Annotated in this window: 14 protein-coding genes; 8 read left to right on the top strand and 6 right to left on the bottom strand. The window is 70.0% G+C overall.

The window, feature by feature from the left end; genetic code table 11:
• The first annotated feature begins 99 nt into the window (after window positions 1-99).
• The 3 genes from GTZ93_RS27950 to GTZ93_RS27940 all read left to right on the top strand — a co-directional run bounded on the left by GTZ93_RS27950 (window position 100) and on the right by GTZ93_RS27940 (window position 3,997).
• A complete protein-coding gene (locus GTZ93_RS27950; RefSeq protein WP_139919611.1) occupies window positions 100-1,446 on the top strand; it encodes a 2Fe-2S iron-sulfur cluster-binding protein in 1,347 nt (448 codons plus the stop codon).
• Complete coding sequence (locus GTZ93_RS27945) at window positions 1,443-2,933, top strand: FAD-dependent oxidoreductase (RefSeq protein ID WP_139919610.1); 1,491 nt, start codon at window positions 1,443-1,445, stop codon at window positions 2,931-2,933. The genes GTZ93_RS27950 and GTZ93_RS27945 overlap by 4 nt, the downstream gene beginning before the upstream one ends.
• 278 nt (window positions 2,934-3,211) lie before the next feature.
• Window positions 3,212-3,997, top strand: a complete 786-nt coding sequence (locus GTZ93_RS27940) for a trypsin-like serine peptidase (RefSeq protein ID WP_139919609.1) — start codon at window positions 3,212-3,214, stop codon at window positions 3,995-3,997.
• An 11-nt stretch (window positions 3,998-4,008) separates the two neighbouring features.
• Here the strand turns inward: GTZ93_RS27940 and GTZ93_RS27935 are convergent, their stop codons facing one another.
• Entirely contained in the window at window positions 4,009-4,884 is an 876-nt protein-coding gene (locus GTZ93_RS27935) for an SDR family NAD(P)-dependent oxidoreductase (protein WP_139919608.1), read from the bottom strand.
• 143 nt (window positions 4,885-5,027) lie between these two features.
• On the opposite strand from GTZ93_RS27935, the gene GTZ93_RS27930 reads away from it, so the two are divergent.
• On the top strand, window positions 5,028-5,489 hold the full coding sequence (locus tag GTZ93_RS27930) for a universal stress protein (RefSeq protein WP_120580698.1): 462 nt from the start codon (window positions 5,028-5,030) through the stop codon (window positions 5,487-5,489).
• A gap of 15 nt (window positions 5,490-5,504) precedes the next feature.
• Here the strand turns inward: GTZ93_RS27930 and GTZ93_RS27925 are convergent, their stop codons facing one another.
• From GTZ93_RS27925 to GTZ93_RS27910, 4 genes are all read right to left on the bottom strand, one after another.
• Window positions 5,505-6,185: a Fe2+-dependent dioxygenase gene (locus GTZ93_RS27925; RefSeq protein WP_120580699.1), complete on the bottom strand. Its 681-nt coding sequence runs from the start codon at window positions 6,183-6,185 to the stop codon at window positions 5,505-5,507.
• A 39-nt stretch (window positions 6,186-6,224) separates the two neighbouring features.
• Window positions 6,225-8,498 carry a TonB-dependent receptor gene (locus GTZ93_RS27920; RefSeq protein WP_257979280.1) on the bottom strand — a complete coding sequence of 758 codons (2,274 nt, stop codon included), beginning with the start codon at window positions 8,496-8,498 and terminating at the stop codon, window positions 6,225-6,227.
• A 301-nt stretch (window positions 8,499-8,799) separates the two neighbouring features.
• Window positions 8,800-10,170 carry a PepSY-associated TM helix domain-containing protein gene (locus tag GTZ93_RS27915; protein WP_139919606.1) on the bottom strand — a complete coding sequence of 457 codons (1,371 nt, stop codon included), beginning with the start codon at window positions 10,168-10,170 and terminating at the stop codon, window positions 8,800-8,802.
• A gap of 27 nt (window positions 10,171-10,197) precedes the next feature.
• Entirely contained in the window at window positions 10,198-11,073 is an 876-nt protein-coding gene (locus tag GTZ93_RS27910; protein ID WP_161663113.1) for a TonB family protein, read from the bottom strand.
• A 219-nt stretch (window positions 11,074-11,292) separates the two neighbouring features.
• Here GTZ93_RS27910 and GTZ93_RS27905 point away from each other — a divergent pair, with 219 nt between their 5' ends.
• The 4 genes from GTZ93_RS27905 (at window position 11,293) to GTZ93_RS27890 (ending at window position 14,861) form a co-directional block, all read left to right on the top strand.
• Entirely contained in the window at window positions 11,293-11,772 is a 480-nt protein-coding gene (locus tag GTZ93_RS27905; protein WP_139924241.1) for a hypothetical protein, read from the top strand.
• Window positions 11,773-11,925: 153 nt separating this feature from the next.
• Entirely contained in the window at window positions 11,926-12,087 is a 162-nt protein-coding gene (locus tag GTZ93_RS27900) for a hypothetical protein (protein ID WP_161663112.1), read from the top strand.
• Between the two features lie 86 nt (window positions 12,088-12,173).
• On the top strand, window positions 12,174-14,231 hold the full coding sequence (locus tag GTZ93_RS27895) for a cation:proton antiporter (RefSeq protein WP_139918253.1): 2,058 nt from the start codon (window positions 12,174-12,176) through the stop codon (window positions 14,229-14,231).
• Window positions 14,232-14,315: 84 nt separating this feature from the next.
• Window positions 14,316-14,861 (top strand): hypothetical protein, encoded by a 546-nt coding sequence (locus tag GTZ93_RS27890; protein ID WP_139918251.1) that lies wholly within the window; start codon window positions 14,316-14,318, stop codon window positions 14,859-14,861.
• Between the two features lie 30 nt (window positions 14,862-14,891).
• Here GTZ93_RS27890 and GTZ93_RS27885 read toward each other — a convergent pair whose 3' ends face one another.
• The gene (locus GTZ93_RS27885; RefSeq protein WP_180946057.1) at window positions 14,892-15,539 is read right to left on the bottom strand and encodes a cysteine hydrolase family protein; all 648 of its coding nucleotides are present in this window, start codon (window positions 15,537-15,539) and stop codon (window positions 14,892-14,894) included.
• Window positions 15,540-15,574: the final 35 nt, after the last annotated feature.

Genomic DNA, 15,574 nt, shown 5'->3' with positions numbered 1-15,574 from the left:
CCATCACCTGCGCTGTCGTCACGGGGTGTTGACGGTGGGCGGGCGGCCGCTGACAGGCTTTGACCGGCTCCGTCGGGTGCGCCATTTTGCGCGGCACCCATGCGACGCCTCCCAGACGCAACCCCGCGCGGCAGGGCCATCACCGTGGACCTCGAGGGCGAGAGCATCCCCGCCATCGAAGGCGAGCCGGTGGCGTGCTCCCTCATCGCCGCGGGCGAGAACGTCCTCTCCCGCTCCGTGAAGTACCACCGCCCGCGCGGGCCGTACTGCTTCGCCGCGGCCTGCTCGCACTGCCTCATGCGCGTGGACGGGCTGCCCAACGTCTACACCTGCCGCACCCCCGCGAAGGAGGGCATGCGGCTGGAGCGGCAGAACGCGTACCCGTCCGCGAAGGTGGACATCTTCGAGACCATCGACTGGTTCTTCCCCAAGCGCCTGGACCATCACGAGATGTTCGCGGGCGTGCCGGTGGCGGAGGACGTGATGGCGCGCGTGGCCCGGCAGCTGGCCGGCCTGGGCCTGTTGCCCAAGCAGGCGGGCCCGGAGCCCCTGCCCCCTCGCACCTTCCACACCTCCGTCGCGGTGGTGGGCGGCGGCGCGGCGGGCCTGGAGGCGGCGCGGGTGCTCGCCGGACAGGGCGTGCCCTTCCTGCTCTTCGAGCGCGACGCGAACCTGGGCGGACGTCTGGCCCACGGCGCCCCGGAGGACAACGCGCCCTTCGTGCCGGAGGCCACAGCGTTCCCGCAGGGCAGCGTGGTGCGCAACGCCACCGTCATTGGCCTGTATGACGACGAGCACGGCCGCTACCTGGCGGTGGCGTCGCAAGAAGCGGCGAACCTGCGGCTGCTCAAGGTCTACGCGAAGCGCTTCCTGCTCACGGTGGGCGGCCATCCCCCCACCCTCCCCTTCGAGAACAACGACCTGCCCGGCGTCATCGCGGGCCGCGCGGCCAGCCTGCTCCTGCGAAAGCACGACGTGGCGCCCCAGGTGGCGACGCTGGTGGGCCACGGCCCGGAGCTGCACGCGCTGGCGCACCTGTTCACCCAGCGCGGCGTGGAGGTGGTGGCGGTGGTGGACCTGAAGGGCCCGCTGCCCGCGAACGCGCACCCGAAGGCCGTCATGGGTGACGGGCTCAAGGCCCACGGCCTGCGAGGCGTGACGGCGCTGAGCTTCACGCCCCAGGGCGGGCGCAAGCAGAAGGTGTCGTGCGACGCGGTGGTGGTGTCCGTGCCGGTGACGCCGGGCTTCGAGCTGGCGCGCCAGGGCGGCGCGAAGGTGGAGTTCGACGCGGACGCGGGCCACTTCCGGGTCGACGCGGACGCGGACGGGCGCACGCAGGCGGCGGACGTGTTCGTCGCGGGCGACGTGGCGAAGGTCGGCACGGCGAAGGACGCCGCGGCCATGGGCGCACGCGCGGCGCAGGCACTGATGGGAGGGCTGTCATGAGCAAGGCGCTCGTCTGCACCTGCGAGGACGTCACCGTCACGGACGTGGAGCACGCCATCGAGCGCGGCTACCACGACGTGGAGTCGGTGAAGCGCTACACGGGCTTCGGCACCGGCATCTGCCAGGGCAAGAGCTGCCATGCCGCGGTGGCCGCGCTGCTCAAGCAGAAGGCCCCGGCGCTCAAGCCGGAGGGCGTGGTGCCCTTCACGCCGCGCCCGCCGCTGTACCCCACGGAGCTGCGCGTGCTCGCCAGCGCTCCCGTGGACGAGTCCGTCCCGCCCGTGGGCGGCGTGCCCCAGGAGCTGGAGCACTTCCCGTCCGCGCTGCGCCCGGAAGGGCCGGTGCCGCAGAAGGCGAAGGTGGTCATCATCGGCGGCGGCATCATGGGCCTGTCGCTGGCGTACAACCTGGCCCTGCGCGGGGAGACGGACGTCGTCGTGCTGGAGCGCGGCTACCTGTGCGCGGGCGCGTCCGGCCGCAACGGCGGCGGCGTGCGCATGCAGTGGGGCACCCCGGCGCTGATTGAATTGGCCAAGCGCTCCATCGACCTGATGAAGGGCTTCGCGCGCGACCTGGGCGTCAACGTGTGGCTGCGCCAGGGTGGCTACCTGTTCCTGGCCAAGCGCAAGGACACCGCGTACCGCCTGGATCGCAACGCCGCCCTGCACAACAAGTACGGCGTGCCCACGCGCATCATCACCGCGGACGAGGCGCGGCAGATCGTCCCGGACCTCACGATGAAGGACTGCGTGACGGCGGCCTACAACCCGGAGGACGGCGTCATCTTCCCCTGGGCCTTCCTGTGGGGCTACGCGCAGGGCTGCGTGAAGCGCGGCGTGAAGGTGGAGACGTACACCAACGTCACCGGCTTCGAGACGAGCAACGGCCAGGTGCGCAAGGTGAAGACGGACCGGGGCGACATCGCCTGCGACACCGTGGTGCTCGCCTCCGGCGCGTGGAGCCCGCAGGTCGCGAAGCTGGCGGACGTGACGCTGCCCAACGAGCCGCACCGCCACGAAATCCTCAGCACCGAACCGCTCAAGCCCTTCCTGTCGCCGCTGGTGTCGGTGCTCGACACGGGCCTGTACTTCAGCCAGTCCATGCGCGGTGAAATCGTGGGCGGCATGGGTGACCCCAAGGAGCCCGCCGGCCCCAACATGGGCAGCACCCTGCGCTTCGTGGCGCGCTTCGCCCAGGCCCTCACGGAGCAGCTGCCGCACGTGGGCCAGGTGAAGGTGCTGCGCCAGTGGGGCGGGCTCTATGACGTCACCCCGGACAACAACCCCATCCTGGGACGCACCCCGGGCCTGGACAACCTGCTGCAGCTGTCCGGCTTCGTGGGCCACGGCTTCATGATGGCCCCCGCCGTCGCGGAGCGGATGGCCCAGTGGATGACCTCCGGCGACTCCGACGAGCTCTTCACCCGCTTCAACCTCCGCCGCTTCGAGGAAGGCACCCTCGAGCGCGAGGACATGATCATCGGCTGAAGAATTCCGCCCTCCCCGCCCCTGTCTCCGCCTGGGACAGGGGCGCACCCCGCATGTCCGCAAAAGCGGCACTCCCGGAAAATCACGCAAGTTCCCGGGATGGCTGGGGATTCGCCGCGGATTGTGACGTTTCTTTACAAACGCAACCGGATTGCACGGAGCATCCACGCACCACTGTCACGGGGGCGTGACGCCGGGCTCTCTCTGACGGGCGCACTGGCACGGGCCGTGCGTAGGCCCCCCGCGCCGCGCAATGCCGCGCGGGGGGAGATTCAGTGATGGCCGCGAAGAAGCTCGTGGGTGCGATGCTGGTGATGGGCCTGACGGCGTGTGGTTCCGTGGAGCCCATGGACGTGCCGGACGCGGAGCCGCTCGCGTCGCAGGAGTCCAACGTCATCGTGGGCTCGCTGAACTGGGTGAGCGCCACGTCCCTCACGGGCACGCAGCGCACCAAGTCCCTGGCGGTGGGCTACCTCTCCATCCCCGCGGTGGGAAGCCGCTGCACGGCGTGGCTCGTCTCCAACGACATCATCATCACCAACAACCACTGCGTGGGCAGCGCGTCGGAAGCGGTGGGCGCGCGCGTGTCGTTCAACTACGAGGACGGCGTCGCGTCCGCTTCGCGCGTCTGGTACCCGTGCGCCACGTTCATCAAGACGTGGAGCGGTGACGACATGACGGCGCTGCGCTGCTCGGCCGTCAACGGCCAGCTGCCCGGCCAGGTGTACGGCTTCCTCACCGTCGCCACCGCCAACGCGGCGACGAACGCCACCGTGTACGTCGTGAACCAGAACTGCGACTACTACACGACGTCGTCCTGCGTGCCGACGAAGAAGTCCTCGCCGGGCAAGGTGCTCAACGGCAACTACAGCACCACGGACATCTCCTACGACGCGGACACGCTGGGCGGCTCGTCCGGCTCGCCCGTCATCTCCACGTCCACGAACCAGGTGGTGGCGCTGCACCACATCGGCGTCGGCGGCAACTCGCAGGGCCGCGGCACGGCCAACACCGGCGTGAAGGCCACGCGCGTGAAGGCGCGTCTGGCCGAAATCGGCCTGTAGTCGCCCATCGTCTACGTCGCGGACGAAGGCTCCCCCCTGGCCAGCAGCACCGGCTGGGGGGGCGCATCCGTTCCGGTGGGCCCGGTCGGCTTCAGGAGCAGCGTCCGCTTGAGGCCGCCCAGCGCCAGCCGCCCCAGGCCCCGCTTGAAGGAGCGCGGCAGGAAACGCAGCAGCCGCATCACCCAGCGGTGCCCCAGGCCGGGGTACACCAGCGCCTCGCCCCGCTCGAAGCCCTCCAGGGCCTCGCGGGCGCACTGGCGCAGGGACAGCTCGAAGAACGGCGTCACCTCTCCCTCCAGGTGCGGCTCCAGCGCCAGCGGGCCGGGGGCCACGAAGGTGACGGGGATGCCCGCGTCCTTCAGCTCCAGGCGCAGCGACTCACTGAAGCCGTCCAGGAAGCGCTGCGTGGCGGAGAACGCCACCGCCCCCGGGAGGAACAGGCGCGCCGCGCCCGAGCCCACCGTGAGGATGCCACCCCGCCCGCGCTCCAGCATGGGGCCCAGCAGGCGGTGGGTGATCATGGCCGGGGCCAGCACATTCGCATGCACCAGCTCCTCGATGCGCTTCCAGCGCTCCTCCGCGTACAGGCCGCTGGAGGAATGGTCCGCGTTGTTGATGAGCACGTCCACGCGGACGTAGTGGCGCTCCAGGTGCTCGAACAGCGCGTCCACGGCGCGCGGATCATCCAGCCGGCACGCGCGGATCATCACCCCCAGGGTGGGGTTCCGGACGAGCAGCTCCTCCCGCAGGCTCCCCAGGTCGTCCACGTCGCGCGCGACGAGCACCAGGGTCCTGACCCGGGGGGAGAGCAGCCGGGCAAGCTCGCGGCCGATGCCGCCAGCTGCGCCGATGATGAGCACGGTACCGTTGTCGATGGGAGGGCGCATAGGGGGGCAGGACCTCGGACAGGAAGGTGTCCATGCGCGGATGGCCCTGCGTGCCCGCCCCGCTGCTCGGCTCTCCCTGCACGCCCCCTTGCCCTGGAGGCGGTCGGGCATTAACCGTTCATAGTTCCCACAGGAGGACACCCATGGCTGGCCCTTCACGCATCCTCGTGCCGGTGGACCTGAAGGACGGTTCCCGGTCCGTCGTGGACTACGCGCTGCAACTCGCCCGCCCCTTCGGCGCGACGGTGGACGTCCTGCACGCCTGGGAGCCGCCGCAGTACGTGGCGCCGGACCTGCTGGTGGCCTCGCCCGGCTGGGACGCAACCTCGCTGGAGGCGATGGCGCGCGACACCGCGGGCAAGGAACTGGAATCCCTGCTGCGCAAGGTGGACGGCACCGCGCCTGTCGCCCTGTCCCACCGCGTGGTGATTGGCGAGGCGGGCAACGTGGTGCTGGAGGAGGCCGAGCGCGGGAAGTACGACCTCATCGTGATGGGCACGCACCAGCGCAAGGGGCTCACCCGCATGCTGCTGGGCAGCGTGGCGCAGAAGGTGGTCGGCCGCGCCGCGTGCCCGGTGCTCACCCTGCACGTCAGCCCGGAGTAACGGCTCCGACGCGGCTCAGGGCTCCGCCCACTGGCGCAGGAGGTTGTGGTACACGCCCGTGAGCATCACCAGCGCGGGGCTCTTGGGCACCTCGCGGGTGAGCTGCATGATGGACGTGTCCATGTCGAAGAGCAGCGAGCGCTGCCCCGCGTCGCGGATCATGCTCTGGATCCAGAAGAACGACGCCAGCCGCACGCCGCGCGTCACCGGCGTGACGTGGTGCAGGCTGGTGGACGGGTAGACGATGAGGTCCCCCGCGGGCAGCTTCGCCGCGTGGTTGCCGTAGGTGTCCTCCACCACCAGCTCACCACCGTCGTAGCTGTCCGGGTCGCTCAGGAAGAGCGTGGCGGACACGTCCGTGCGGATGCGCTGGTTCGTGCCCAGGATGGGCCGGATGGCGTTGTCCACATGCGAGCCGAAGTCCATGCCGGACTCGTAGCGGTTGAACAGCGGAGGGAAGACGCGCTGGGGCAGCACGGCGGAGATGAACAGCGGGCTCTTCTCCAGGCCGGCCAGCACCAGGTCCCCCAGCTCCCGGGCAGCGGGGCTGCCTTCGGGCAGCTGGAGGTTCTTCTTCACCTGCATGGACTGCTTGCCGGCGGTGGTCCGGCCGTCCTCCCACGCCGCCTTGTCGAAGACGGCGCGGCAGTGGGCCACCTGCTCGGGCGTGAGCACCTGCGGGATGTGCACCATCATGATGAACGTCCTCCTACGCCCGGCGGGAATTGCGCGCGACTAGAACCGCACGTGCGCTGAGAGCAGCGCCGAAACACCGTCCGCCGGCACGGCCTGACCGCCGTAGTACGAGTCGTAGTAGAGCTTGTCGGTCAGGTTGTAGACGTTGAGCTGCAGGTCCACCTTCTTGATGGAGTACGAGGCGAACGCGTCGAAGCGCCAGAAGTTGGGGACCTTGGTGAGCAGCACCGTCGCGTTGGCCGGGTTGTTCACCGGGGCCACGTCCTGGTAGGTGGCGCCGCCGCCCACGGACAGGTTGTCCAGGATGGCGTACGTGGTCCACAGCGAGAAGCTGCGCTTGGGCGTGTTCACCAGGCGCTGGCCCACCAGGAACTCATTGGTGTGCTCGCGGATGCTCGCGTCCAGGAACGTGTAGTTGGCGAACACGTTCCAGCGGCGCACCGGCGAACCCGCGATGCCGAGCGCGTAGCCCTGCACCCGCTGCTTGCCCTCCAGCACGGTGGGCGGGCCGTCCGGATCCGAGTTCGGCACGCGCGCGTTCAGCTTGTTGGTGCGGAAGAGCGCGGCGTTGACGCTCAGGCGCTCCGCGATGAGGTCCGCCTTGGCGCCGACCTCGAAGGTCTCGTTCTTCTCCGGATCCAGGGTGACGGTGTCGTTGGCCAGCGTGGCCAGCTCCGCGCTCGGGTTCTGGGACGTGCCGTACATGCCGTAGACGCTGGTGTTCTCCGCCGGGTGGAGCACCAGGCCCACGCGCCAGTTGAACAGGCTGTTCTCCTGCTCGAAGGCGGCCACGTCACCGTTCGCGGCCTTGGTCTCGTAGTCGCTGTGCAGGTTGTCCAGGCGCAGGGTGCCCAGGACCTCCACGTACTTGCCGATCTGGATCTGATCCGACGCGTACGCGCCCAGGTTCCACTGGCGGCTGTAGTTGGTGGCGCCCGGGACACGGTTCACGCCGGACAGGTCCGGGCTGTTGTCCGGCTCGAACAGGTCCGCGGGCAGGTTGCCGCTGGCCGTGGTGAGGTTGACGCGGCCCAGCTCACGCTGCTCGCGGGACACGTCCAGGCCAAAGTTGGCGGTGTGCTTGAGGAAGCCCGTGTTGAACACGCCGCGCACGTCCAGCTGGTCCGCGAAGTAGGTGTTGTCCGTGGACGTCTCGAAGCGCTGGCGTCCGATGGTGGTGGGGTCCGTGGCCGGCGTCAGGCCACGCGGCGCGGTGGGCCGGGCGAAGCGGTCCACGCCGCCGTAGCGCAGCGTGTTCGTCAGGCGGAAGGTGTTGCCCAGGTCCGCCAGCAGGCGCGCCGAGCCGATGTGGACGTTGACGAGCTCCGCGTCGCTGTCCTTCACGCCGTAGAAGTTCTCACGAGGCACGTCCAGGGTGACGCCCACGGGGTAGCCGTTGAAGTACGGCTGGCCGTAGTCCGGCATGCTGTCCTCGTGCTGGTAGAAGTAGTCCACTTCCAGGGCGACCTTGTCCGCCAGCTGGAAGCGCGCGGACGGCGCGATGCCCGCGCGGTTCTCCTTCACGACGTCGCGGCCCGCGACACCCGCCAGCTGCCCCACGGCGCTCACGCGGAACTGCACGCTGTCGGAGAGCTCCTGGTTGACGTCCGCCTCGATGCGGCCAATCGGCGCCGTGCCGCCGGACAGGCGTAGGTCCGTGAAGGAGCCCTTGCGCGCCTTCTTCGTCACCAGGTTGATGGCGCCGCCCGTGGAGCCGCGGCCGAACAGCACCGACGACGGGCCGAAGTAGACCTCCACGCCCTCCAGGTTGAACGTGTCGCGGGTGAACCAGCCCAGGTCACGCACGCCGTCGCGCAGCGTGTCCGTCTGGGCGGAGAAGCCGCGCAGCGAGAAGGAGTCACCCTGGCGGCCACCCTCGCCCGCCGTCACCGTGATGCCGGACACGTTGCGAAGCGCGTCGCGCAGCGTCATCGCCTGCTGCTCCTCCATCACGCGCTCGGGCACCACCGTGATGGTCTGCGGCGTGTCCACCAGCGGCCGCGGCAGCCGGGCCAGGCTGGGCTCGGTGACGTTGTACTTCTCCGTCTCGCCCTCCACGGACACTTCCGGCAGGACGTACGCGTCGTCCTGACCGGCCTCCGCCTCCGGCGCGCCCGTGGGCGCGGACTCCGGGGTGCGCTCCGGGGCCGGGGCATCCTGGCCCACCCGGGGGGTCTCCGCCGGCCGGGACTCCTGCACCGGCGCGGACGTCTCACCCGTCACCGGCGTCTCCTGCGCCACCGCGCCACCCGCGGCCAGCGCGGAGGCGAGCCCCACGGCAGCGGGACCCCAGGGCCAGAGCGTGCCGCGCACGCCTCCAGGGTTGCCATTGGAAGAGCGGATACCAGTACGACCGGGCTTGGCTGTGGACACGAATCCCCTCGGAATGGGAGGCACTGCCTAAATGAGAATGATTCTCATATGCAGGACCCTGATTCGCGTTACAAGAAATTTCTTCCCGTCAACACCCTGATTTCCAAAGACAGGCGATCGCAACGGCACTGCTTGGCATCAGCCAGCCGAATGCCACACGCCGCCGAGTGAAAACGATGAGGCCCGGATCCACTCTCGCGGTCCGGGCCTCGGGGTTGTCTGGGTTTACCGAATTGTCACATCAGGCGGCGTTTATATTCGTTTCCGCGGGCGGTGCCACCGGGGCCGGGGGCGCCACGGCCTGCGTCTTCCGGCGAGGGACGAAGCGGCGCCAGGAGAGCGCATAGCCGGTGTAGACGAGGAACACGGCGCCGAAGGACGCGAGCGCCGCGATGAGCTGGCCCACCCACCCGAGCGCCTCGCCGGTGTGCAGGAAGCGCAGCCACGTGCGCACCTTCCGGCCGCTGTTGAAGTCCGCGTACGTCTCCGTCTTCAGCGTCTGGGCCGTGAACGGATCCAGCGACACCGTGTTGTTGGCGAAGAGCGGCCAGCGCTCCTGCTCGCGGACGGTGAAGGCGCTGGCCTGCGGGCCCTTCGGACCACCGCGACCTTCCGCACGGCCTTCGCCGCGAGGGCCACCCTCGCCGCGAGGGCCACCCTCGCCGCGAGGACCACCCTCACCGCGCTGGGCACCTTCGCCACGCTGGCCACCCTCGCCTCGCGGGGCGCCTTCGGGACGGCCGCCGGGGGCGCCAGCGCCCGGAGGCGTGGCCAGACGCAGGGTGATGGTCTCCCAGGCGTTGGACTGCTTCATCACCGCCGCGAACTGCGCATCCAGCGGCTGGGGCTGCGTCCCCGGCGCGGGCGTGGGAACGACGACGGGCGCCGCGGCCATGGGTCCCTGCGCGGCGGGCGGCTCGTTGCCGGTGAGCGTGAAGACCAGGTTCGACGCCCACTTATAGGAGATGACCGCGCCGGACGTGGTCAGCACCACCAGCACGGGCAGCGACCAGAAGCCGATCACGTTGTGCCAGTTGAAGTCGCGCGCCTTGCCCTTGAGCCCACGGCGGAACCACAGGGTGGGCCGCATGGCGCGCAGGTTCCACTTGCGCGGCCACCACAGGAACAGGCCCGTGAGGCCCAGGAACAGGAACGCCAGGTTGGCCACGCCGGTGATGGCCTTGCCCACGGCGCGGTTGTCGCCGGACGCCGCGAGCCAGCGGTGCAGATCCTCCATCGTGTGGAAGAACGACCGCCAGCCCTGAGCGCCCGGCTCGCGGACTTCACCGGTGTAGGGATTGACGTAGACCGTGGCGCCGCGGCCCAGGGCCACCGACACCACGCTCTCCGCCCCGGGGTACACCGTCACTCCGGAGGGCGGCACGGCGGGCTTCGCCTCCTTCACCTTCGCGAGCATCTCCTCCAGCGTCAGCTTGGGAGCCCCCTCCGCGGGAGGCGTCACGTGACGGGCGTCACGGTCCGCCCATTCGATGATCTGCGACTCGAACGCGATCGCCGCGCCCGTGAAAGACATCACCCCGACGACGAGCCCCACGATGAGGCCGCAGATCAGGTGGATCCAGAAGAGAATCGAGCGGAGCTTGGGATTCATGAAGGCTTCTACGGGACCGCGAAGGAACTACCTCAGGGCGAACTTCACCGGGATCACGACCTTCACGCGCACGGGCGCGCCGCCATGTCCCAGGGCCGGCGAGAAGCGCCAGCCCGACACGGACTCGAGCGCGGCCTCGTCCAGGCCCGGCACCGAGCGATGGATGCGCGGCGAGCCCGGCTCCACCGCGCCGTCCGTGCCAATCACGACCATCACCATCACCACGCCGGTGATTCCATCCTCGCGGGCGCGGCGCGGATACTCCGGCTTGCCGGACAGCAGCACCGGCAGCTTCATCACCTCGCGCGGCGTATAGATGGGCGGCGCGGTGCCCTGCCCACCGGCCTTGCCGCCCACGACTCCGCCCACCACGCCCCCGACGACTCCCCCCACCGCGCCGTCCGGCACGCCAGGCCCCGCGGGCGCCTGCGACGCGACCGCGGCGACTTCCGTCGCGGCCGGGGTCTCCACCTGCTCCACCACCGGCTCCTGCTCCTTCACCGGCTCAGGAACCTTCGCGGGCACCACCAGTTCCTGCCGCTTCGGGCGCGGCTTCTGCACCACCGGCTTCACGGGCTCCGGGGCCGCCTGCTTCAGCGCGCCCCCCCCCAACGGCGGCGGAGGCGGCGCGTAGGCCATCAGCACCAGCTCCGGCTCCGGCTTCTTGAGTTCGGGCGGCGGGCGGGTCGACACCATCATCACGCCCACCGCCACCGCCAATACGTGCGCCACGGTCGCGGTCAACAGGGCCCCGCTCCAGCGACCCCATCCCGCCTCCGCCGTCGCGGTCGCGGACTGGAAGAGCCCCACCGGGCTCCGCGCCGCATCCGCACGCGCGGTCACAGCTTGCGGCAGCGTCGGGGCAGCACCCAATCCGTCGTTGAAGTTGAGAATGGTTCGCATTTTCGGTCGCCGGAAGGGGATATCCCCTGACGGGTGGCAACGTCAATCTGGAGCGATGCTGAAATCATCCCGGTGCGTCACCACCGGACTGTTTCGTCGCCAAGGGCGCGATTTTCCGAGGTGCGTGACGACCCCGCTGCGTATAAAGGCCTTCCGTCGGCTCGTTTCTGTCGTCGGCCGACTGTCGCATCCCGTGCGACACGCTTAACCCCCCCATCCATGACGCCGGCCCTTCCCCACACCGGGCGTGAAGCCCCCCGCGAGAGCAGGTTCGCCCTGACGGCGGCCGTGTGCGCGGCGGTGCTGGCCGGGCTCCTGGGAATGGTGGGGCTGCCCTCGAGGTCCTCGCGCGGAGCCCACCTGGAGGCCGCGGCGTCCCGGACGCATGGGGTGTCGCGCTCGCCTTCCACCCCGAAGCTGGGGTGGGAGGAAGCGGGGCTGCTGCATGGCTTGCACGTGGCCGCCCCGCGGGCGGGCTCGCGAGATCAGGTGGATGGCGGTGGCGCCGGCCTCCGCCCCCCGACACCCTTCACGCCCCGGCCGGACACGCTGCGCGCGATCCTCGCGCGCCATGACGCGCGGATGCTGGCGCTGGCAGAGGGCCTGCTTGCCCGGGCGCTGCCCTCCCGGCTCACGCCGCTGGCGGACCGTCCCCGGACGGTGAACTGCCCGGCGCAGGGTCCGCCCGGCCAGGGCTGAGCGGTTTCTTTCGTGCATCCTCTTTCGTTCGCGGGCCCGCGTCCGCTTCCGCCCCCCGGTGTGTCCTCTGGGAACCCGGCGGGCAGGCCGCTCCCACGACACAAACCTTCCAGCACGCGGTGCGCCCTTCGCGGCCGCGCGAGACCTTCCTCCATGTCTTCATCCCCTTCCCCCGAGCCCACCTCACCCCCGTCGCAGCAGCCCCAGCAGGGCGGCTCCACCCACGATCAGTGGCAGGGCGCGCGCCTGTTGTGGAGCGGACTGCTGTGTGTGCTCATCATCGCCGGGGCCATTGCCCTCGAGCGATGCAGCTGATTCCGCCCTAACTTCCTGTGGATCCGGCCCCGCGCAGCACGGGCGGGGCCGCTCATCGCGAGCCCATCACCTCCAGAGGCGCCCCCATGCACGACGCCCACGCGTTCCTCCAAGCCCTCGCCACCGTCCTTTGTGTCGCGGCGGTCACCACGGTCCTCTTCCAGCGCCTGCGCCAGCCGGTGGTGCTGGGCTACATCCTCGCGGGCTTCATCATCGGACCGCACGTCCCCATTCCGCTGGTGGCGGACCCGGGCATCGTGCAGACGCTGTCGGAGATGGGCGTCATCCTGCTGATGTTCTCCCTGGGGCTGGAGTTCAGCCTGCGCAAGCTGTTCCAGGTGGGGCCCACCGCGGGGCTCACCGCCGTCATCCAGTGCAGCGTGATGGTGTGGCTGGGCTTCATCACCGGCCGCGCCTTCGGCTGGACGATGCTGGAGAGCCTGTTCACCGGCTGCTGCATCGCCATCTCCAGCACCACCATCATCGCCAAGGCCTTCGACGAGCAGAACATCCGGGGCGCGCTGCGCGGCATCGTGGTGGGCATCCTCATCGTGGAGGACCTCATCGGCATCCTGCTGATGGCCATGCTCACCGCGGTGTCCAGCGGGACCGGCATGTCCGCCGTGGACCTGGCGTTCACCGTGGGCCGGCTGGCTGCGTTCCTCGTGGGTCTGGTCGGCATTGGCCTGTTCGTCGTGCCCCGGTTGATGCGCTACATCACGAACCTCCAGCGGCCGGAGACGACGCTCGTCACCAGCGTGGGCATCTGCTTCGCGGGCGCGCTGCTGGCGCAGACGTTCGGCTACTCGGTGGCGCTGGGCGCGTTCCTGGCGGGCTCGCTGGTGGCGGAGTCCGGCGAGGGCAAGGAGGTTGAACACCTGGTGCAGCCGGTGCGCGACCTGTTCGGCGCGGTGTTCTTCGTGTCGGTGGGCATGCTCATCGACCCGGCGCTCATCCGCGAGCACTGGGCGGCCATCGCGGTGCTCACCGGTGTGGTCGTCGTGGGGAAGATCCTCAGCGTGTCGCTGGGTGCGTTCTTCACGGGCAACGGTACGCGCACGTCCGTGCAGGCGGGCCTGAGCCTGTCCCAGATTGGCGAGTTCTCCTTCATCATCGCGGGCCTGGGCCTGTCCCTGAAGGCCACGGGCACGTTCCTCTACCCGGTGGCGGTGGCCGTGTCCGCCATCACCACGCTGACCACGCCGTGGCTCATCCGCGCGTCCGGTCCCATCGCCAACTGGGTGGACCGCAAGCTGCCGGCGCCACTGCAGACATTCGCGTCGCTGTACGGAAGCTGGGTGGAGAACCTGCGCACGTCGCCGCGCCAGAAGACGGTGGGCGCGCGCGTGCGGCGCATGGCACTCCTGATGCTCCTGGACGCGGCGTTCATCACCATCATCGTCATTGGCACGTCGGTGCTGCTGCCCCAGGTGACGGAGTTCATCGACGAGCGCATGGGCTGGGGCAAGACGATGACGCCGTGGATCGTCATCGGCCTGTCCACGGCGCTGGCCCTGCCCTTCTGCGTGGGCATCGTGCGGATGGGGCGGCGGCTGGGCGTGGTGCTGGCGGAGGGCGCGCTACCGGCGGCAGCCAACGGCAGGGTGGACCTGGCGGCGGCGCCTCGGCGGGTGCTGGTGGTGGCGCTCCAGTTGGCCAGCGTCTTCATGGTGGGCGTGCCGGTGCTGGCCATCACCCAGCCGTTCATTCCCGGCGTGCCGGGCGCGGTGGTGCTGCTGGTGTCCCTGGGCGTGATGGGCTTCGCCTTCTGGAAGAGCGCCACGAACCTGCAGGGACACATGCGCGCGGGCGCGCAGGTCATCGTGGAGGCGCTCGCGGCCCAGTCCCACGCCAAGGGCGACGAGGACGAGCCGTCAAAAGACGTGCTGCACGGCGTGCGTCAGATGCTGCCCGGCATTGGCGAACCGGAGTCGGTGGCGCTCGGCGAGTCCAGCGCGGCGGTGGGCCGGACCCTGGCGGAGCTCAACCTGCGCGGCATGACGGGGGCCACGGTGCTGGCCATCCGGCGGGGCGAAGCAGGCGTACTCGTGCCCACCGCGCAGGAGGTGCTGCGCGCGGGTGACATCCTCGCGCTCGCGGGGACTCATGAGGCCATCGACGCGGCGAAGGGCGTTCTCGGCTGAGGCAGGGCACCGGATGCAATGGGGGAGGCGGCCGTCCGTAGCAAGGGCATGCCGCTCCCCTTCCGCGTTCCGGAGGTTCCCGCCATGCGCCGCCCGTTCCTGCCCACCCTGTTGCTCGCCTGCTCGCTGGCCTTGCCTGCCCTGGCGGCGGAGCCGGCGAAGAAGCCGGCCAAGGCTCCCGCCAAGACCATCTGCGTCAACGTCAAGGATGGGAGCAAGGCGGTCCAGGGGACGAACCTGGTCATCGAGCCCGGGGAGAAGATCAAGGACGCGGTCGCCGTGGATGGCGACGTCATCGTGAAGAAGGGCGCGGTGGTGGACAACGACGTGGCCGCCATCCGGGGCCGCGTCATCCTGGAGCCCGGTGCGAAGGTGAAGGGCGACGTGGTGTCCATCGGCGGCGAGGTGCGGGTGCCCGCGGGCGCGCACGTCGACGGGAACGCGACGGCGCTGGGCGGCAAGCTCGTCCTGGACAAGAAGGAGGACGTGGGCGGTGAGCAGAACTCCTTGTCCCTGGTCTTCAACGGCGACGACCTGGTGAAGGAGTTCATCGGCAAGGCGCTCGACGAGGATGCCGGCAAGTGCCACATCCTCGACGACGATGACGAGGACGGCGACAAGGACGTCTGAGCCGACCTCCACCGTGTCAGGCGGCCCCCGTCACTTCCATTCTGGCGGGGGCTTTCGCGTGGCGCGGCGGCGCGAGCGGGGTTGCAGATGTACTTCGTCGCCCCGGCAGACGCGCACCCGCAGGAAGCGCTGGAGCTGATCCAGGGCCAGGTCGTGGTCCTTGTCGCTCTCCGCGCAGCAGCAGTCGCTGAGCACGGTGATCTTGTACTCGTGCATGTGCGCGTCGTGGGCGCTGAAGAAGACGCACAGGTTGGTGGCGATGCCCGCGAGCAGCAGCTTCTTCGTGCCCAGGTGCTCCAGCAGGGGCACCAGCGACGTGGCGAAGAAGGCCGAGTGCTTGGGCTTGAGGATGAAGTAATCGTCCGGCCGGGGCTTGAGCGCGCGGGCGACCCGCTGGCCCCGGCTGTCCTTCCGGGTGCAGTGTTTGTAGACGTCCGTGAAGCTGCTGCGCCACAGGTCGAAGTTGTCGTTGACGTAGATGACCGGGACGCCCGCCTTGCGCATCCGCTCCGCGAAGGGGCTCAGGCGCTCCACCATGCGCAGCGCCCAGGGCAGGACGTTCTCCCCGCCGGGGAACTCCAGGTCGTTGATGACGTCGATGATGAGCAGCGCGGTGTCATGCCGCCGCTCATGCGGCGTGCGCGTCTGCTTCCGGACCGCCTGGCGCGGCTTCGCCACGTCCACCTCCCCGTGGCGAAACGCTAATCATCCTG

The organism is Corallococcus exiguus (assembly GCF_009909105.1).
Lineage (GTDB): Bacteria > Myxococcota > Myxococcia > Myxococcales > Myxococcaceae > Corallococcus > Corallococcus exiguus.
Note: the sequence above shows the minus strand (reverse complement) of the source record. Positions and strands in the feature narration are given on the sequence as shown.